We start from the raw sequence: 17,131 nt of genomic DNA, 5'->3' as shown, positions 1-17,131 counted from the left end.
CCGTGGCCGAAATTCACATTCCGGCAACATGGGCCCGTACCATCTGGCCATGGCAAAGGCACCCGTTCTTACGCCACGGGCACATGACTTCCCGCGCTGGTACCAGGACGTCGTCAACAAGGCCGAGCTCGCGGACAACGGTCCGGTGCGCGGCACGATGGTGATCCGGCCGTACGGGTACGGGCTGTGGGAGCGGATGCAGGCCGAGATGGACGCCCGCATCAAGCGCGCCGGTGCCTCCAACGCCTACTTCCCGCTGTTCATCCCGCAGTCGTATCTGACGCGCGAGGCCGAGCACGTCGAGGGCTTCGCCCCCGAGCTGGCAGTCGTCACTCACGGCGGCGGCAAGGAACTGGAGGAGCCCGTCGTCGTGCGGCCCACCTCCGAGACGATCATCAACGACTACTTCGCCAAGTGGGTGCAGAGCTACCGCGACCTGCCGCTGCTGATCAACCAGTGGGCGAACGTGGTGCGTTGGGAGATGCGCCCGCGCGTGTTCCTGCGGACGACGGAGTTCCTCTGGCAGGAGGGCCACACCGCGCACGCCACCCGCGAGGACGCCCGGGACTACGCCGCGTACATCCACAAGGACGTCTACGCCGACTTCATGGTCGATGTCCTCGGTATCGACGTCGTCCTCGGCCGCAAGACCGCGAGCGAGCGTTTCGCCGGGGCGATCAACACCCTCACCCTCGAAGCGATGATGGGCGACGGCAAGGCCCTCCAGATGGGCACCAGCCACGAGCTCGGCCAGAACTTCGCCAAGGCCTTCCACACCCGCTACCTGTCGAAGGAGGGCCGCGAGGAGTACGTCTGGCAGACCTCCTGGGGCTCCTCCACCCGCATGGTCGGCGGCCTGATCATGGCCCACGGCGACGACGACGGACTGCGGGTGCCACCGCGGCTCGCGCCCGTCCAGGCGGTCGTCCTCGCGATCAAGGGGGACGAGCCGGTTCTGGCCAAGGTCCGCGAGATCGGCGACCGGCTGCGCGAGGCGGGCGTCCGCGTCCACGTCGACGACCGCACGGACACGCCGTTCGGGCGCCGCGCGGTCGACTGGGAACTCAAGGGCGTACCGGTACGGATCGAGGTCGGGCCCCGTGACCTTGACGGCGGCACGGCGATGCTCGCGCGGCGGATCCCCGGCGGCAAGGAGCCGGTCGCGCTCGACGCCCTGGCCTGGCTGATCCCCACGGTCCTGGAGGAGGACCAGGCGCTGCTGCTGCGCCAGTCGCGCGAGCGACGCGCATCCCGTACGTCGGACGTGTCGACGACCGAGGAAGCGATCGAGGCGGCCGGCGCCGGCGGCTGGGCGCGTCTGCCGTGGGCGACGCTCGGCGAAGAAGGCGAGGCCAGACTGGCCGAGCACGCCGTGACCGTACGGTGTCTGGTCGCCGAGGACGGGTCGGTGCCGGACGCCGACGACGCACCCGGTAACGTCGCGGTCGTCGCGCGCGCTTATTGAGATGACGCCCGTGGGAAGCGAGAGCGGCCGAAACGCCCCTTGCGCAATCGCGAACCACACACGGCCCGCCAGGTGGACACGGGCTACGCGCCGGGGCGTACGTCAGACTACGCACCAGCTTGGTACGAGCTGTGAGGCTTCTCCGCAGATCGGCGCACCCGCCCTCGTCGTGGCGCATCATTCGCAACTGACGGGTACGTGCAAATTATTTGGGATGCCCCGGAATCGGAACACAGCGGCACTCCGGCTCGTTGTCATTACGTGAGCACGACACAGACACCACCTGTTCTCGCCGCAGAGCTGGCACAGGCGTGGGCCGACATTCAGCGGTACCACCCCGAGCTGCCGGATCTCGCCGCGCCAGAGTCCCTGATCGGGGAGTCGTCGTCCGCGTGCGGTCACGAGCTCTCCTTCGAGCGACTGCTTCATGAGGCAGTCCATGGCATCGCCGCCTCGCGCGGCGTCCGCGACACCTCCCGCGCCGGCCGGTACCACAACCGCAGATTCCTCTCGATCGCCGAGGAACTGGGCCTGGACCACCCCGAGGAGCCGCACCCGAGCAGCGGTTTCTCCCTGGTCACGCTCAACCCCGAGGCCAAGCGGCGGTACCGCCCGACGATCGAACGCCTCCAGCGCGCACTGAAGGCCCACACCGCGGCGACCTCCGCCGACACGAGCCGGACCTTCCGGGGCCCGGCCGCCCGTCACGGCTCCTCCGGTGGCGGCGTCCGCGTCAAGGCGGTCTGCGACTGCGGCCGCAACGTCCGCGTCGTCCCCTCGGTCCTGGCCCAGGCCCCGATCGTGTGCGGCGGCTGCGGAAAGCCGTTCCGGATTCCCGAGGTGGTCGGAGCGGCGTAACGACGCCTCGTCGGGCACCGGCATCTCGTGGCTGCCGGTCGGCACGTATGGCGTACGGGACGCTGACGGACGCGTCGGGGTGCCGCTGTGACTCGCGCAGGCGGCACCCCGAAGGCGCCGGGCTGCGCGGCCGACCTCCGAGGCACCCGAAACGCCGGGTGCCTCCCAGTCATGCCCGAGCACAGCTCACCGCCCTCGGCCAAAGGCGACCCGCAGGGTGTGGCACAATGGCTAGCTGTACTCGACAGCCGCACAGGACCCCTCTCTCCTCCGGCTGACGCGTCCATCGGGCACTCGGGTACCGCAACCCCACGCGGCCTTCTCGCCGTGCCCAACCACGTCAAAACCAGGAGAACCCACTCCCGTGGCAGTCAAGATCAAGCTGAAGCGTCTGGGCAAGATCCGTTCGCCTCACTACCGCATCGTCGTCGCCGACTCCCGCACCCGCCGTGACGGCCGTGCGATCGAGGAGATCGGCAAGTACCACCCGACCTACAACCCGTCGGTCATCGAGGTGGACGCCGACCGTGTGGCCTACTGGCTGGGTGTCGGCGCGCAGCCGACCGAGCCCGTCCTCGCCATTCTGAAGAAGACCGGCGACTGGCAGAAGTTCAAGGGCGAGCCCGCCCCGGCTCCGCTGCTCGTCGCCGAGCCGAAGAAGGCGCGCCCGTCGTTCGAGGCCCTCAGCGGCGACGACGAGGGCAAGGGTGAGGCGATCACCCAGAAGAAGAAGGCGGAGAAGAAGGACGAGGCTGCCGCCGAGTCCGAGTCGGCCGAGGCCTGAGCATGCTCGAGGAGGCTCTCGAGCACCTCGTGAAGGGCATCGTCGACAACCCTGACGATGTGCAGGTCGCATCCCGCAACCTGCGCCGCGGGCGCGTGCTGGAGGTCCGGGTCCACCCCGACGACCTCGGCAAGGTGATCGGTCGTAACGGCCGCACCGCGCGTGCCCTGCGTACCGTCGTGGGCGCCATCGGCGGCCGCGGTGTCCGCGTCGACCTCGTCGACGTGGACCACGTCCGCTGACGCCGAACACAGCACCGGCTCGGGCCGGGGAGGGCCACTGGGCCGTCCCCGGCCCGCAGTCGTATGACAGGAGATTGGACACGTGCAGCTGGTAGTCGGACGGATCGGCCGTGCCCATGGCATCAAGGGCGAGGTCACCGTCGAGGTACGCACCGACGAACCGGAGGTGAGGCTCGCCCCCGGCGCCGTACTCACCACCGATCCCGCCTCCGCGGGCCCGCTCACCATCGAGACCGGCCGTGTCCACAGCGGCCGCCTCCTGCTGCGCTTCGAGGGCGTGCGCGACCGCACCGGCGCCGAGGAGCTGCGCAACATCCTCCTCATCGCCGAGGTCGACCCGGACGAGCTGCCCGAGGAGGAGGACGAGTACTACGACCACCAGCTCATGGACCTGGACGTGGTGACCGCGGACGGCGTCGAGGTCGGCCGGATCACCGAGATCTCGCACCTGCCCTCCCAGGACCTGTTCATCGTCGAGCGGCCCGACGGGAGCGAGGTGATGATCCCCTTCGTCGAGGAGATCGTCGCCGAGATCGACCTGGCGGAGCAGAAGGCCGTCATCACCCCGCCGCCCGGTCTGATCGACGACCGGGCGGAGATCGCGTCGTCCCGGGAAGAGTCGTAATGCGCCTCGACGTCGTCACGATCTTCCCCGAGTACCTGGAGCCGCTGAACGTCTCCCTGGTCGGCAAGGCACGCGCGCGTGGGCAGCTCGACGTCCAGGTGCACGACCTGCGCGCCTGGACGTACGACCGTCACAACACGGTCGACGACACGCCCTACGGCGGCGGCCCCGGCATGGTCATGAAGACCGACCCCTGGGGCGAAGCGCTGGACTCCGTGCTGGCTGAGGGGTACGAGAGAGGCGCCGGTGCGCCCACGCTGATCGTGCCCACCCCCAGCGGCCGCCCCTTCACCCAGGAACTCGCCGTCGAGCTCTCCGAGCGCCCCTGGCTGATCTTCACGCCGGCCCGCTACGAGGGCATCGACCGCCGCGTCATCGACGAGTACGCCACCCGCATGCCCGTCCACGAGGTGTCCATCGGGGACTACGTCCTGGCCGGCGGCGAGGCGGCCGTACTCGTCATCACGGAAGCCGTGGCGCGACTGCTGCCGGGCGTCCTCGGCAACGCCGAGTCCCACCGCGACGACTCCTTCGCGCCCGGCGCGATGGCGAGTCTCCTGGAGGGCCCCGTCTACACCAAGCCGCCCGAGTGGCGCGGCCGCGGTATCCCCGACGTGCTGCTCAGCGGCCACCACGGCAAGATCGCCCGCTGGCGCCGCGACGAGGCGCTCCGGCGTACGACCGCCAACCGGCCCGACCTCATCGAGCGCTGCGACCCCAAGGCCTTCGACAAGAAGGACCGCGAGATGCTCTCCATCCTGGGCTGGATGCCCGACCCGGAAGGGGAGCCCTTCGGCCGATTTTGGCGCAGGACCGAGGGCGTGGAAGAATAGGCCGCTGTTGTGCGCCGTCCGGCGTGCGCCCCTGCCACAGGGGGACACGACGCCCGCCCCGACGCTCACGACACTCTCACCGAACATCTAGTTCCGTTGATGACCTGTGGCATCAGCGAAGAAAGCAGACGAAATGTCTCACCTGCTCGACTCCGTCGACGCCGCGTCGCTGCGCAGCGACGTCCCGGCCTTCCGCCCCGGCGACACCGTCAACGTCCACGTCCGCGTCATCGAGGGCAACCGCTCCCGTGTGCAGCAGTTCAAGGGCGTTGTGATCCGTCGCCAGGGTGCCGGCGTGCGCGAGACCTTCACGGTCCGCAAGGTCTCCTTCTCCGTCGGCGTCGAGCGCACCTTCCCGGTGCACACCCCGATCGTCGAGAAGATCGAGCTCGTCACCAAGGGTGACGTGCGTCGCGCCAAGCTGTACTACCTGCGCGAGCTGCGCGGCAAGGCTGCGAAGATCAAGGAGAAGCGCGAGAACTGAGCGCTTCAGGGGGCTCGCCCCCGCGGGGTCCACAGCGCGGCCGGATAGCATCTGGCCTCGATGGACACCGAAGCACAGCCGACGGAGCGCGACCGCTCCTCCCGCCCTTCCGACTCCGAGGAGACCTCGGACCCGGAGGGCTCGGAGGGACGGTCGCGCTTCGCGTTGGTGGCGCGGATCACCGAGTGGCTGCCGGGCGGCCGGATCAGCCTGACCCTGCTGGTCCTGCTCGTGTTTCTGCTGCTGCTCAACATGTTCGTGGTGCGGCCGTTCGAGATTCCCAGCGGATCCATGGAGTCCGGATTGAGGATCGGGGACCGCGTTCTCGTAAATAAGTTGGCGTACCGTTTCGGTGCCGATCCGCGACGCGGTGATGTTGTGGTGTTCGACGGAACCGGGTATTTCGGGGATGCCGACTACATCAAACGCATTGTGGGTGTGGGGGGAGACCACGTGGTCTGCTGTGACAAGGAGGGGAGGATCCAGGTGAACGGCCGGTCGGTCGACGAGTCGACATTCCTGTATGCCGGCGACAGCCCGTCGGCGGTGCGCTTCGACGTCGTCGTGCCCGACGGCAGCCTCTTCGTCCTGGGCGACCATCGCAGCGCCTCCAGCGACTCCCGCGACCATCTGGGCGCGCCCGGTGGCGGCATGATCCCGGTCGACGGTGTCATCGGCCGTGCCGACTGGATCGTCTGGCCGACCGCGCACTGGACCCGACTGCACCGTCCCGACGCCTACGCGCGCGTGCCCGCCACCGAGGCCGATTCCGCGGCCGCAGCGCCGCGCGAGCCAGGAGCGGGCCCCGGCCGGAGCGCCCCGGAGGCGATGGCATCCAGTGGGGCGGGCGCGCATGGGTAACCGTGGCAAGCCCCGCGGCGTGCCCAGCAGCCCCGCCGACAATCTCCTGCCCACCGGCGCCCGGCGCGCGTCCGGCCCCGCCGGCGGCCGCACGCGCGCGGAGCGACGCAAGCTCCAGCGCAAGGTCAAACGACGGCGCAGGCGCTCGGCGATCAAGGAGATACCCCTCCTCGTCGGCGTCGCGGTCCTCATAGCGCTGGTCCTGAAGACCTTCCTCGTCCAGGCCTTCGTGATCCCCTCCGGTTCCATGGAGGCGACGATCCAGATCGGCGACCGCGTCCTCGTCGACAAACTCACCCCCTGGTTCGGCTCGAAGCCGCAGCGCGGTGACGTCGTCGTCTTCAAGGACCCCGGCGGCTGGCTCCAGGACGAGCAGACGACGGTGAAGAAGGAGGACCCCGTCGTCGTCAAACAGGTCAAGGAGGCGCTCACCTTCATCGGCCTGCTGCCGTCCGACGACGAGAAGGATCTGATCAAGCGCGTCGTCGGCGTCGGCGGCGACCGGGTCAAGTGCTGTGACACGCAGGGACGGGTCACCGTCAACGGGGTTCCGCTGAACGAGGACTATCTGTATCCCGGCAACGCCCCCTCCGAGGCGAAGTTCGACATCACCGTTCCGCAGGGACGCCTGTGGGTGATGGGTGACCACCGGGCCAACTCCGCGGACTCCCGCGCCCATCAGGACCAGGACTACGGCGGCACGGTCTCCGAGGAGGAGGTCGTCGGACGGGCGATGTGGATCGCCTGGCCGCTCGGTCACTGGACCACCCTGGAGGAGCCGAATACGTACGCTACGGTCGCCGACTCGGGGACGGGGTCGACCGCGTCCCCCCGGCTGTCGCATAGGGTTGCTTCCGACGATTCGAACGGAACGATCCAGCTCCCGACCCCTGCGGAACTCCCGCTCGTTATGGGAGTGGTGGGCCTGCGTCGTCTATGGGGCAGGCAGCGGCACGGAGTAAGGAGTTGGCGTGGGGGATGTGGCGGTTGGCGCACGGTCCGGGCACGACGGCGAGGAGCACCGCGGACACCCCGTGGAAGCAGCCGACCCGGCTGCGGACGGCGCCGTGACCTCCGGGAATGAGCCCGGATCGACCGGAGAGGGAGGGTCGGGCGGACAGCCGCCGACCGATGGCCCGGGGCCCGGGGCGGCCTCCAATCCCAAGAAGCAACGCTCCTTCTGGAAGGAGCTGCCCATCCTGATCGGTATCGCGCTCGTCCTCGCGCTGCTGATCAAGACGTTTCTGGTGCAGGCGTTCTCGATCCCCTCCGACTCGATGCAGAACACCCTCCAGCAGGGTGACCGAGTCCTGGTGGACAAGCTCACCCCCTGGTTCGGCTCCGAGCCCGAGCGCGGCGAGGTCGTCGTCTTCCACGACCCCGACAACTGGCTGGCGGGCGAGCCGACTCCGGATCCCAACGCCCTGCAGACCTTCCTCAGCTGGATCGGCCTGATGCCGTCCGCCGAGGAGAAGGACCTCATCAAGCGCGTCATCGGTGTCGGCGGCGACACGATCGAATGCAAGAAGACCGGCCCGCTGACGGTCAACGGCAAGGCGCTGAACGAGCCGTACGTGTACCCCGGCAACACGCCGTGCAGTCAGGACGACCAGGGCGGCCAGTTCAAGGTGAAGGTCCCCGAGGGCTTCATCTGGGTGATGGGCGACCACCGGCAGAACTCCCGGGACTCGCGCTACAACCAGTCCGACGTGAACAACGGCATGGTCCCCGTCGACAAGGTCGTCGGCCGTGCCATCGTGATCGCCTGGCCGATCAACCGCTGGGACACCCTGCCGGTTCCGGACACCTTCGAGCAGAACCTGAACGCCCGCTCCGCCGCCCTCACGGTCGCGCCGCAGGGGATCGCGCTGGTGGGTGCGGTGCCGTTCGTGCTCTGGCGTCGGCGTCGGGCCGCGGTGGCGCAGACTCGCTGACCGCTGACCGCTGACCGCTGACCGCGGGGGCGTCCGGCTGCGGGCCCGGCGAACGCGCCGGAGGCCAGCCCCCTTCGGGCCCCTGACCGGGCTCCGGTCGGCGCCCAGGGCTGGGGAAAGCTTTGCCGTGCCGGTGGGCCCGGTGCTCGGGAGGGGCTGCCCCCTGTCGGTACCGCCGGGTAGGGTGCGGATCCATGGGTGGCGAGAGCACGACGCGTACGGCGCCGCGTGACGGTGGCGCGAGCAGGGGCCCGGCGGGCAGCCGGACCGGACAGCGGTTGTCCGGGCTGGCCGTGGCGCTGGGCCTGGTGCTGTTCCTGGGCGGGTTCGCCTGGGGAGCGGTGGTCTACCGGCCGTACACCGTGCCCACCAGTTCGATGGCGCCGACGATCGGCGCCGGTGCCCGGGTTCTGGCCGAGCGCATCGACGGCGACGACATCCGCCGGGGCGACGTCGTCGTCTTCACCGACAAGGCCTGGGTGACCAACGCGCCCGTCGTCAAGCGTGTGGTCGCCACCGGCGGTGACAAGGTCGCCGTCACGGACGGCAAGCTGACCGTCAACGGCAAGAAGATCGACGAGCCGTACCTCGCCGAGGACGACCTGTCCCAGCTCCAGAACTTCCCGACGGTGTCCGTGCCCGAGGGCCGGCTCTTCCTCCTCGGTGACGAGCGCAGCGGCTCCCTGGACTCCTCGGCGCACCTCACGGACGCTGCCAGTGGCACCGTGGCGCGCAGCGCCGTCTCGGCCCGGGTGGACGCCGTCGTGTGGCCCATGAGCGGGATGCTGGAGCGCCCCACGGGCTTCGAGCAGCTGGGCGCGCTGTCCGCGCAGGGGCCGCTGCGCACGGTCGTCGCACTGATCGTCGTGGGCGGCGTGCTGGTCCTGGCCGGCGGGGCGTACGGCCCCGTCGAGAAGCGGCTCGCGGGCCGCTCCCGCGCGCGGACGGAGCCCGCGGGTGCCCGCTGAGGCGGTGCAGGGGCACGACGACGGGCTGCGCAAGGTCGCCCGGGTCGTGCTGCTCGACCCCGACGACCGCATCCTGCTCCTGTACGGCCATGAGCCGGAGGACCCGGCCGACAACTGGTGGTTCACGCCCGGCGGGGGACTGGAGGGCGACGAGACGCGAGCAGAGGCCGCACTGCGGGAACTCGCGGAGGAGACCGGCATCACGGAGGTCGAACTCGGCCCCGTGCTGTGGCGGCGGATGTGCTCGTTCCCGTTCGCGGGACGCCGCTGGGACCAGGACGAGTGGTACTACCTGGCACGTACGACACAGACGGTGACCCGGGCCGCGGGCCTCACCGAGCTGGAGCGGCGCAGTGTCGCCGGTGCGCGCTGGTGGACGTGTCAGGAACTTGCCCGAGCGCATGAGACGGTGTATCCGACCAAACTCGCCGAGCTGCTGCGCACACTGCTCGACGAAGGTCCCCCCGCCGGGCCCGTGACCCTTGACCCTGAAATTGTCTAGGTGCTGACGGGACTGGCGCACAATGGTGGGATCGCACGGCTGAAGGGGAACATGCCATGAGCGCCGAGGACCTCGAGAAGTACGAGACCGAGATGGAGCTCAAGCTCTATCGGGAGTACCGCGATGTCGTCGGTCTGTTCAAGTATGTGATCGAGACCGAGCGGCGCTTCTACCTGACCAACGACTACGAGATGCAGGTGCACTCGGTCCAGGGTGAGGTGTTCTTCGAAGTGTCCATGGCGGACGCGTGGGTGTGGGACATGTACCGGCCGGCGCGGTTCGTGAAGCAGGTTCGAGTGCTCACGTTCAAGGACGTGAACATCGAGGAGCTCAACAAGAGCGATCTGGAACTTCCGAGCGGGTGACGTTCACTCGCGGGGGTGAGGACGTTATCCACAGTCACGGACTTGTCCACCAAGATCCAATAGCTCACTGAGCTGCTCGCATTGTTGGCGCCGGAGGTGGTGCCGACATGAGCACGAGCAAGAACACGAATCGGGACCCAGGGACGAGCGTGGGCCCTGGCCGGGACATGGGCCCGAATACGACCGCGACCAGGGGAATCGCACGCAGCGCGCTGGGCAGGTACGGCGAGACGCTGGCCGCGCGGCGGCTGGTCGAGACCGGCATGACGATCCTGGCACGCAACTGGCGCTGCGGCAGGAGCGGTGAGATCGACATCGTGGCGCAGGACGGCGAGGTCCTGGTTGTCTGCGAGGTCAAGACACGCAGGAAGGGTGCCTACGAGCATCCGATGGCCGCAGTGACCCCGGAGAAGGCGCAGCGCCTGCGGGGCCTCGCGGAGAGCTGGCTCCACACCCACGGCGGCGCACCACCGGGTGGTGTCCGTATCGACCTGATCGGCGTTCTCCTGCCCGAGCGGGGTGCCCCTGTCCTGGAGCACGCGCGGGGGGTGGCCTGAATGGGGTTCGCCCGTACATGTTCGGTGGCGCTGGTCGGCGTCGAGGGAGTCGTGGTCGAGGTCCAGGCGGACCTGGAGCCCGGGGTCGCGACGTTCGCACTGGTGGGCCTCCCGGACAAGAGCCTGACGGAGAGCAAGGACCGAGTACGCGCGGCGGTAGTGAACTCAGGTGTGGCGTGGCCGCAGAAGAAGCTGACCGTGGGCCTGAGCCCGGCGTCCGTGCCGAAGAGCGGCAGCGGCTTCGACCTGGCCGTCGCCGCGGCGGTCCTCGGAGCGGCCGAGCGGATCGACCCTCGTGTGCTCGCCGACATCGTGATGATCGGGGAGCTGGGCCTCGACGGACGCGTCCGACCGGTGCGGGGCGTCCTGCCGGCGGTGCTCGCCGCGGCGGACGCGGGGTACGAGCAGGTGGTCGTCCCCGAGTGCGCAGTGCCGGAGGCCTCCCTCGTACCGGGTGTCTCGGTGCTGGGCGTGCGGAGTCTGCGCCAGCTCATCGCAGTCCTCACCGATGAACCCGTGCCGGACGAGGAACTGGTCCCGGGCGAGATCCGCCCGGACCCGTTCCTCGCCGGTCTGGCGCTCCCGGGCACCGGGCTCGGCTCGGTCACGGGCACTCACGCTCCGGACCTTGCGGACGTGGCGGGCCAGAATGTGCCCCGAGCCGCCCTGGAGGTGGCTGCGGCAGGGCGGCATCACGTCTTCTTCAAGGGCCCGCCCGGAGCCGGCAAGACGATGCTGGCAGAGCGGCTTACAGGTCTGCTGCCGGAGCTGAGCCGACAGGAGTCGCTCGAGGTCACGGCGGTCCATTCGGTGGCAGGGATCCTTCCGCCCGGTCACCCGCTGATCGACAAGCCGCCTTACTGCGCTCCGCACCATTCGGCGACCATGGCCTCCCTCGTCGGTGGGGGCAACGGCCTTCCCCGGCCGGGCGCGGCGTCCCTGTCGCACAACGGCGTGCTGTTCCTCGACGAAGCGAGGGATTCGCACTTACTCCGTGCCGAGCTCGTTTCTCTCATGAGGGCAGGGGATCTTGTCAAGCCCAAGCCCGCCCGATGTGGCCGAGCTCACAATGACGGAAGAGCCCCGACCCTCCCGAGTCGATGTGGCCAGGAAGAGCCGGGGCTCTGTGTCTGTGTGCGTTGCTGTGCGCCTGCCTGAGCGGCTGTCCGTGTGTGGCTGAGGAGTTGGGCCGAGGCGTGCGTGATCGCTTGCGAGCGTGGCCGTGACGCCGTTCCTGGCCGGTCGAGCGGCTGTCGACGTGCGCCGACTCGGGCCGTAGGGGTGGGGGATGACCCCTTGGGGCCGTTCTTCCGCACCGCTGCGTCTTACCGGCAGGGATCTTGCCACCGCGTAGGGCCAATCCGGACAGGTGCCCGGACAGCCCCAGGAACCCCCCGAATCCGCAGGTCAGACCGGATGCGCCCCATCGTCCGGACTGTGAGCCGGCCGACTGTCAGGGGTGGGGGTGCCTTTGTACGAGCCAGAGCGCCAGGACGACCCACCGGCCCCCAGGATTGGCGGAGGCTCGGCAGGGTCGATCCGGGCGGAGGTTCAGTTGTGGCGCCGGTCGTACCGCTTCCGACACTTGTCGCCGCAGTACATCCGCTTGGCGTGGGAGTCCTCGGGCAGGGGCTCGCCGCACTCCAGACAGAAGCCGTCGACAGGGGTCCTGCCGGGCCCCTCGGCCCCTTCGTGAGTCACGGCCTCGGGACGGTCGGACGGAGGCGCCTCGGACTCCTCGGCCCACAAGGGAGAGGACAGGTCGAAGGACTGGTCACGGACACACCCGCCGCACTCCTCCGCTTCCGGGTCGAAGTCGGGGTCAGGGTTCAGTTCGCAGGAGTGCCGCCAGTAGAGGTCACTCACGCGGCCACCTCCGAGCCGTTCGAGTCATCGTCGTGGGTAGCAGCCCAACGGGCGATGTGAGCCAGGGAGAGGCCGTGTCCGGCCCCCTTGCCCTTCGCCCTGTCCCATGCCTTGTGGCACCTACGGCACATCGGTTCGTACTGCTCGACGTCCGGGGCGAACGGCGACCCGGCGTCCTTCCCTTCGGCGTCCGCCTTCACGTCGGCAGTGCCGTGCATGTAGGCCCACTGTTCGGCCGGAGCTCCGCAGCCGTGGCAGGAGTGCGAGGATGCCGAACCCTTCACTCGGGCCACCCAGTGGTGAACGGTGGCGTAGGCGGCGTGCTCGCCCTTGAAGCGTCCGGCCCTCGGGTCGGCGTGCCAGTCCCGCTCAGCGCAGTTCTGCGTCAGGCCGGTGCGGACGTTCTTGATGTGCAGCACCTTCGCCACGCCACCGCAAGCGCACTCGAACCATGCCCGGCCCTTGTCGCCGACGATCCGGCGAACGAGGGTGAGTTGGCCGTTCGCAGACGTCCAGCCCTCGGTGTACTTGCGAGCGCCAGGGCGCTCCTTCGCGGGCCCCTTCTTCACGTAGTTGGCACGCTGCCGCGTGCGCTTGCGCTCGCCCTTGCAGGAGTCGCAGAACCGAGGAGCAGGGCCACGCTTACCGGTGCGCTCGATCAGGTTGGGGCAGGTCTCACAGGTCAGGGACATACGGGTTCGTCCTCCTTGGGTTTGGGGTTGAGCTACCGCGAGGGAGCGCCAGCGACCGGCGGTCCTCGGCGAGGTAGCAACGGCGAGCAAGTGGCTTGCCGTGAGGGTCTTCGGGAAGTGGCCGCGTACGCGGCCCAGGAAGTAGGGCGGCTCTACGAAGGGGGGCCCTGACGGGCCCCTCATCACTTCGCCGTTGGGATCTACGACAGGTGGGCCGCGTAAGCGGCCCCATCGAGTAGGGCGAGGCTTCGGGCCCCTTCGGGCCCGGCTTGTCAGTGCCACCTACGCCGTGCGTCAGTACGCCTGTCGTCGGCATCGAGGGGAGGGCTCCGCCCGACCCGAGGCCGTAGTCAGTAGGTCTCAGGTGTGAGGCTCTTACTCTGGCCAAAAGTTCTCGACAGGCGGCGGACTCTTACTCTGGCCAAAAGTTCTCGACAGGCGGCGGACTCTTACTCTGGCCAAAACTTCGGAGTGGACCGGCTGACGCCGAGCTCTCTTACTCTGGCCAAAAGTTCTCAGGCCACGTCATCGAGCCAGTCGTCAGCGTCGATCCAGCCCAGCCACTCCGTGGCCCGGTCTCCGGGCTTCAGGCTGAACGTCGTCTTCGCTCCGCGCTTGACGCCGATCGTCTCGACCGTCAGCCACCCGGACTCGACGAGCACCTGAACGCCTCGCTCGGTGTAGGCGCGCTCTCGACCGGCACTGTCCCGGACGCCCACGGCATCGGCCAGTGAGCGCCACGGCACGGTCACGCGGGAGTCGTCACCGCAGAGCCGGGCGAGTTGCTTCGCCACCAGTTGGCCGCTGCGCGGTACGCACTGGATGACGTCGGCGTACCACTGGGCAGCCTGTCCGGTCGGCGGGTAGTGCTCGGCCGCCAGGGCGTACCCACGCTTCCGCAGCCTGATTCGGTTCTCCTCGATCTTGGGGAACAGGTCTTCAAGCACGGGTCACCGCACCGGCCGGGAGAGCTGCCAGGTGTCGTAACCGAGGCGCCGGAGGAACCCCTCCTCTTGGAGGGAGCGGAGTCCGGACTCGAACTCGGCCGAGGGGATGGAGCACTTCCGGGCCAGCTTCCGAGGGGAGAGCCGGAACGGCTCGCTCGCGGGGAGCGTGAGGTACTGAGACTCGTAGCCGACCCAAGAAGAGGCGGCGGGGTTGTTGGTCGGCATCAGGCGGACACCCCCTCGCCATCGACCGACAGGCCGATGCGCTCGAACAGCTCCCAGACCTGCGGCCAGTAGTACGACATCTCGTTGGCTTCGTCGTTCGCCTCGAAGCTGTCTTCAGCCCGGAGGGCTTCGTACCGACGCCGGGCCTCGATGGCCTCGGCGTACGCCTCGGAGAGCTGCGCGAGGTTCAGGGTCAAGATGTTGGGCACGGGTGTGCGACCTCCTTCAAGAGGCCACAGGGCAGCGCGCAGCTACGCCTGTGGCGCGGTGATGGTTGGTCGCGCGTCCGTTCGCGCTCGGGGTGCCCTCGGCTTCCCCTGCCAGCCCCTCGGGATGGCGGCCTCTCTCGGAGTGGCCAGCTCTACCGCCGCTGAACGGCGGGAGCTACGGTGCGCCTCGAATGAGGCGGAAGGGAGTTCTTACATGATCGGGCGGTTCGCCGTCAACTTCGCGCATCGTGCCGTGCGGTCCGGAACCGTGCGGCACTCGGCGGCGTTGTCAGTCTCGATCCGTTGACCAGCCGAGGAGAGTCCGTGGCCGTAACGAAGTACCGAGTGACGTGGAAGAACATCGAGACCGGCGAGGAGTGCGTCAAGGAGTTCAACGACATCGATCAGGGCTACGACTACTACCAGATGATGCAGAGGGACGCGTACGCCATCAAGGTCAGATGGGAGCACGTCACCGGGTGATCGGTCACTCGGAGTCGACGGCCGGCTGAGCGGAGAGTGACCGGGGCGCCAGCAACTCGGCCACCTCGACGAGAGCCCCGACGCTCAGGCCGGACCCTCTCACGGGGCAGTACCGACCGTCTGCGGTGTGTCTCATCAGGAGCCGTTGACCGAGGCCGAGGGAGACCTGAACGACCGTGCCGACAGGGAGCGAACGAAGCTCCTCGGCGGTCAGCTTGGACGCCTCGACGTACTGCCTCTTGCTCACGCCAGCCCCTCGGCTTCGAGGGCAGCCTGAGCGCGTACGGCACGCTCCCACGACAGGCGCAGGGACTCTTGCAGTCCGGAGGCGGTGACTCGCCGACCGGTGCGGCGGAAGTCGGCGGCGACGGTACGAGCCTGCTCGATCACCTGGTCATCGGTTCGCCGGGGCGGGAGGGTCGGACCCTTCCCTTTCCGGCGCTTGCCCTTGCCGGTGGACTGCTTCGCCTCGGGTATCGGCACGCCCTCGACGGCAGGGAAGAGGGCAACGACGGTACGGCCGGTCAGTTCGGCGGAGAGGGCCAGGGCTGCAACGGGGATCGCGGAGAACGCCAGAGCCAGCCACACGGGAACGCCCTCGACGCGCTCAGGCACGACGTGATGCGGAGTGACGCCGAGGGCGCCGGACGCGTTGCTCAGGCCGGAGGAGAGGGCGAACAGGGCGACGGAGGCCACAGCCAGGCGGCGGGCCACGGGGTCCGCCTTCAGCGTGAGTACGGCCAGCATCGCAACGACGGTCGCGCCGTCCGGCAGGATCGCGGCGCAGTACGCGGGAATGGGCGGGAGGCCGAGGGCGGAGAACGCGCCCACGGTGGCGGAGAACGAAGCGACGAACGCGGCTCCCATGACAACGGTCAGGGCAACGGCGAGGGTGACGACAGCGGCTCTCTTTGCCGCCGGGGTACTGCTGGACACGGGGTTGGACTCCTCCTTGGGTACGACGACAAACGCCCCCAGGGCCTACGTACGGGCCGAGGGGGCGTTGCTGGGGGTGTTGGTCAGGCGTTGGGGCCAGAGGTCAGGGCAAGGTCGACGAGGGTCTGACACAGCACGACGAGCGCGCCAAGGATCGTGGACAGGTACAGGGCGACGAGCATGGACTTACCTCCTGGTGTGGCGGCTCGGGTCGAACCGCTCAACCCCTCCCCGAGGCGGACCACTCGGGGAGAGATTCAGCGGACGATCAGAACTGCGCGCCCAGGCTGCGGGCGTAGGCGTCCATGCCGGTCTGCGGCCCGGACTCCGTGAGGGTGGTCCGGCGCGAGGCGTGCCAGTCGGCGTGACGCTGCCGGAGCTCCGGAGAGGCGTCCGGGTTGTCGATCTTCGTCACGGTGAACCGAACCTCGTCCTTCTCCAGGCCGTTGCCGAGGACCGTGGACAGGACGTTGATCGAGCTCGGGTTCAGGATCTCGCCGTTCGCCTCGGCCACGGCCTTGACGATCCGCTCGGGCACGATGTCGCGGTGCTCGGGGCGCCGGTACAGGGTGAGCACGACATCGGCGGAGAGCGTGACGCCCGAGATGAACGGGTGCCGCTTGTACTGGCGATCGTTGAACGTGCCGTCGTACGAGCTCTCAGGCTGCGAGACGATCAGGACCGGGGCGTCACCCTCGGCCGGGGTCAGGTCGCGAGGGTCGGCGTAGGTCGAGAACACCTGAGCAGCAGGGAAGACGTTCACCTTCGCCAGGGCCTCGGCAACAGCCTTGGCCACCTTCTTGTCAGACGGGGGGAGGGCGCGCTCGGCGCGCTTGACGCGGGGGTCCTTGCCGTCCGGGTCGGTGCTCTCGATGTGCTTGTGTGCGAGCAGCTTCGCGCGCTCCTCGGCGGCCAGGGCCTCGGCGAACTCCTGCGCCGTGGCGGTCTCGATGCCTCGGGCGAAGCGGTTGCGCATGGCGGACACGCGACCGGCGGCCTCGTTGTACTCGTCTTCCCAACGCTCGATGTCGTCGCGGAGCTTGGCCAGGTCGTCACGGGCCTTGGCCGCCTTCTCGGCGGCCTTCAACTCCTCGGCGGCGACGACGTCGGCGAAGGACAGGGACTTGGTCTTGGCAGTAGCCATCTTGGGGTTACCTCCTGTGGTGTGGTTGCGCGCACGCGCGCGAGCCGGCCGTTTCTCGGCGAGGCTCTGTGTGCCGCTGTACGGGCACGGGAAGAGCCTCACGGTCATCGGGACCATGAGGCTCGGGAGTGGCTGCTGTGCAGCCGTGTGC

General features: G+C 69.0%; 23 protein-coding genes and 1 pseudogene. 16 read left to right on the top strand and 8 right to left on the bottom strand.

The features are described 5' to 3' along the window. The first annotated feature begins 49 nt into the window (after positions 1-49). From proS to ACFPQ9_RS20285, 15 genes and pseudogenes are all read left to right on the top strand, one after another. On the top strand, positions 50-1,465 hold the full coding sequence (gene proS, locus ACFPQ9_RS20355) for a proline--tRNA ligase (protein WP_380854785.1): 1,416 nt from the start codon (positions 50-52) through the stop codon (positions 1,463-1,465). Between the two features lie 261 nt (positions 1,466-1,726). After that, positions 1,727-2,323 carry a hypothetical protein gene (locus tag ACFPQ9_RS20350; protein ID WP_030953381.1) on the top strand — a complete coding sequence of 199 codons (597 nt, stop codon included), beginning with the start codon at positions 1,727-1,729 and terminating at the stop codon, positions 2,321-2,323. A gap of 364 nt (positions 2,324-2,687) precedes the next feature. Beyond that, complete coding sequence (gene rpsP, locus ACFPQ9_RS20345; RefSeq protein WP_093910092.1) at positions 2,688-3,107, top strand: 30S ribosomal protein S16; 420 nt, start codon at positions 2,688-2,690, stop codon at positions 3,105-3,107. A gap of 2 nt (positions 3,108-3,109) precedes the next feature. Then, positions 3,110-3,349, top strand: coding sequence for an RNA-binding protein (locus tag ACFPQ9_RS20340; RefSeq protein ID WP_003973401.1), 240 nt, complete (start codon positions 3,110-3,112; stop codon positions 3,347-3,349). 82 nt (positions 3,350-3,431) lie between these two features. Next, the gene (rimM, locus tag ACFPQ9_RS20335) at positions 3,432-3,974 is read left to right on the top strand and encodes a ribosome maturation factor RimM (RefSeq protein WP_380854781.1); all 543 of its coding nucleotides are present in this window, start codon (positions 3,432-3,434) and stop codon (positions 3,972-3,974) included. After that, complete coding sequence (trmD, locus tag ACFPQ9_RS20330; RefSeq protein WP_380854779.1) at positions 3,974-4,807, top strand: tRNA (guanosine(37)-N1)-methyltransferase TrmD; 834 nt, start codon at positions 3,974-3,976, stop codon at positions 4,805-4,807. The genes rimM and trmD overlap by 1 nt, the downstream gene beginning before the upstream one ends. A gap of 133 nt (positions 4,808-4,940) precedes the next feature. Further along, on the top strand, positions 4,941-5,291 hold the full coding sequence (gene rplS / locus ACFPQ9_RS20325) for a 50S ribosomal protein L19 (RefSeq protein ID WP_018531094.1): 351 nt from the start codon (positions 4,941-4,943) through the stop codon (positions 5,289-5,291). Positions 5,292-5,351: 60 nt separating this feature from the next. Continuing rightward, on the top strand, positions 5,352-6,152 hold the full coding sequence (lepB, locus tag ACFPQ9_RS20320) for a signal peptidase I (RefSeq protein ID WP_380854777.1): 801 nt from the start codon (positions 5,352-5,354) through the stop codon (positions 6,150-6,152). Continuing rightward, positions 6,145-7,236, top strand: coding sequence for a signal peptidase I (lepB, locus tag ACFPQ9_RS20315; protein ID WP_380854775.1), 1,092 nt, complete (start codon positions 6,145-6,147; stop codon positions 7,234-7,236). Before lepB (ACFPQ9_RS20320) ends, lepB (ACFPQ9_RS20315) begins: the two co-directional genes overlap by 8 nt. After that, positions 7,124-8,086 (top strand): signal peptidase I, encoded by a 963-nt coding sequence (lepB, locus tag ACFPQ9_RS20310; RefSeq protein WP_380854773.1) that lies wholly within the window; start codon positions 7,124-7,126, stop codon positions 8,084-8,086. Before lepB (ACFPQ9_RS20315) ends, lepB (ACFPQ9_RS20310) begins: the two co-directional genes overlap by 113 nt. Positions 8,087-8,280: 194 nt before the next feature. Then, entirely contained in the window at positions 8,281-9,054 is a 774-nt protein-coding gene (gene lepB / locus ACFPQ9_RS20305; protein ID WP_380854771.1) for a signal peptidase I, read from the top strand. Then, a complete protein-coding gene (locus tag ACFPQ9_RS20300; protein ID WP_380854769.1) occupies positions 9,044-9,556 on the top strand; it encodes an NUDIX hydrolase in 513 nt (170 codons plus the stop codon). Before lepB (ACFPQ9_RS20305) ends, ACFPQ9_RS20300 begins: the two co-directional genes overlap by 11 nt. Before the next feature lie 56 nt (positions 9,557-9,612). Next, positions 9,613-9,921, top strand: coding sequence for a DUF2469 domain-containing protein (locus ACFPQ9_RS20295; protein ID WP_003993268.1), 309 nt, complete (start codon positions 9,613-9,615; stop codon positions 9,919-9,921). 167 nt (positions 9,922-10,088) lie between these two features. Further along, positions 10,089-10,478 (top strand): YraN family protein, encoded by a 390-nt coding sequence (locus ACFPQ9_RS20290; RefSeq protein WP_380855309.1) that lies wholly within the window; start codon positions 10,089-10,091, stop codon positions 10,476-10,478. Further along, a pseudogene (locus ACFPQ9_RS20285) lies at positions 10,479-11,528 on the top strand (ATP-binding protein); the annotation flags it as partial. A 501-nt stretch (positions 11,529-12,029) separates the two neighbouring features. Here the strand turns inward: ACFPQ9_RS20285 and ACFPQ9_RS20280 are convergent. The 5 genes from ACFPQ9_RS20280 to ACFPQ9_RS20260 all read right to left on the bottom strand — a co-directional run bounded on the left by ACFPQ9_RS20280 (position 12,030) and on the right by ACFPQ9_RS20260 (position 14,417). Next, positions 12,030-12,344, bottom strand: coding sequence for a hypothetical protein (locus ACFPQ9_RS20280; protein WP_380854767.1), 315 nt, complete (start codon positions 12,342-12,344; stop codon positions 12,030-12,032). Further along, the gene (locus ACFPQ9_RS20275) at positions 12,341-13,036 is read right to left on the bottom strand and encodes a hypothetical protein (protein WP_380854765.1); all 696 of its coding nucleotides are present in this window, start codon (positions 13,034-13,036) and stop codon (positions 12,341-12,343) included. Before ACFPQ9_RS20275 ends, ACFPQ9_RS20280 begins: the two co-directional genes overlap by 4 nt. A gap of 515 nt (positions 13,037-13,551) precedes the next feature. After that, positions 13,552-13,983, bottom strand: a complete 432-nt coding sequence (locus ACFPQ9_RS20270; protein WP_380854763.1) for a hypothetical protein — start codon at positions 13,981-13,983, stop codon at positions 13,552-13,554. 3 nt (positions 13,984-13,986) lie between these two features. Beyond that, entirely contained in the window at positions 13,987-14,208 is a 222-nt protein-coding gene (locus ACFPQ9_RS20265) for a hypothetical protein (RefSeq protein ID WP_380854761.1), read from the bottom strand. Beyond that, complete coding sequence (locus ACFPQ9_RS20260) at positions 14,208-14,417, bottom strand: hypothetical protein (protein ID WP_380854759.1); 210 nt, start codon at positions 14,415-14,417, stop codon at positions 14,208-14,210. Before ACFPQ9_RS20260 ends, ACFPQ9_RS20265 begins: the two co-directional genes overlap by 1 nt. Positions 14,418-14,741: 324 nt before the next feature. On the opposite strand from ACFPQ9_RS20260, the gene ACFPQ9_RS20255 reads away from it, so the two are divergent. Continuing rightward, positions 14,742-14,900, top strand: a complete 159-nt coding sequence (locus ACFPQ9_RS20255; protein WP_380854758.1) for a hypothetical protein — start codon at positions 14,742-14,744, stop codon at positions 14,898-14,900. A gap of 4 nt (positions 14,901-14,904) precedes the next feature. On the opposite strand, the gene ACFPQ9_RS20250 is transcribed toward ACFPQ9_RS20255, so the two are convergent. The 3 genes from ACFPQ9_RS20250 to ACFPQ9_RS20240 form a co-directional block, all read right to left on the bottom strand. Continuing rightward, on the bottom strand, positions 14,905-15,147 hold the full coding sequence (locus ACFPQ9_RS20250) for a hypothetical protein (RefSeq protein WP_380854756.1): 243 nt from the start codon (positions 15,145-15,147) through the stop codon (positions 14,905-14,907). Then, positions 15,144-15,836, bottom strand: a complete 693-nt coding sequence (locus tag ACFPQ9_RS20245; protein WP_380854754.1) for a hypothetical protein — start codon at positions 15,834-15,836, stop codon at positions 15,144-15,146. Before ACFPQ9_RS20245 ends, ACFPQ9_RS20250 begins: the two co-directional genes overlap by 4 nt. A gap of 268 nt (positions 15,837-16,104) precedes the next feature. Continuing rightward, on the bottom strand, positions 16,105-16,980 hold the full coding sequence (locus tag ACFPQ9_RS20240) for a hypothetical protein (protein ID WP_380854752.1): 876 nt from the start codon (positions 16,978-16,980) through the stop codon (positions 16,105-16,107). Positions 16,981-17,131 lie beyond the last annotated feature (151 nt).

The sequence above is a fragment of the Streptomyces coerulescens genome (assembly GCF_042657965.1).
Lineage (GTDB): Bacteria > Actinomycetota > Actinomycetes > Streptomycetales > Streptomycetaceae > Streptomyces > Streptomyces coerulescens.
This window is presented reverse-complemented; position numbering and strand designations above follow the sequence as displayed.

What these genes read in the sequence shown, in the direction of transcription:
- lepB (WP_380854775.1), top strand. Translation starts at nt 6,145, where the DNA reads ATGGGTAACCGTGGCAAGCCCCGCGGCGTGCCCAGCAGCCCCGCCGAC.
- lepB (WP_380854771.1), top strand. Translation starts at nt 8,281, where the DNA reads ATGGGTGGCGAGAGCACGACGCGTACGGCGCCGCGTGACGGTGGCGCG.
- trmD (WP_380854779.1), top strand. Translation starts at nt 3,974, where the DNA reads ATGCGCCTCGACGTCGTCACGATCTTCCCCGAGTACCTGGAGCCGCTG.
- ACFPQ9_RS20340 (WP_003973401.1), top strand. Translation starts at nt 3,110, where the DNA reads ATGCTCGAGGAGGCTCTCGAGCACCTCGTGAAGGGCATCGTCGACAAC.
- ACFPQ9_RS20265 (WP_380854761.1), bottom strand. Translation starts at nt 14,208, where the DNA reads ATGCCGACCAACAACCCCGCCGCCTCTTCTTGGGTCGGCTACGAGTCT.
- ACFPQ9_RS20275 (WP_380854765.1), bottom strand. Translation starts at nt 13,036, where the DNA reads ATGTCCCTGACCTGTGAGACCTGCCCCAACCTGATCGAGCGCACCGGT.
- ACFPQ9_RS20295 (WP_003993268.1), top strand. Translation starts at nt 9,613, where the DNA reads ATGAGCGCCGAGGACCTCGAGAAGTACGAGACCGAGATGGAGCTCAAG.
- lepB (WP_380854777.1), top strand. Translation starts at nt 5,352, where the DNA reads ATGGACACCGAAGCACAGCCGACGGAGCGCGACCGCTCCTCCCGCCCT.
- proS (WP_380854785.1), top strand. Translation starts at nt 50, where the DNA reads ATGGCAAAGGCACCCGTTCTTACGCCACGGGCACATGACTTCCCGCGC.
- ACFPQ9_RS20240 (WP_380854752.1), bottom strand. Translation starts at nt 16,980, where the DNA reads ATGGCTACTGCCAAGACCAAGTCCCTGTCCTTCGCCGACGTCGTCGCC.
- ACFPQ9_RS20290 (WP_380855309.1), top strand. Translation starts at nt 10,089, where the DNA reads ATGGGCCCGAATACGACCGCGACCAGGGGAATCGCACGCAGCGCGCTG.
- rplS (WP_018531094.1), top strand. Translation starts at nt 4,941, where the DNA reads ATGTCTCACCTGCTCGACTCCGTCGACGCCGCGTCGCTGCGCAGCGAC.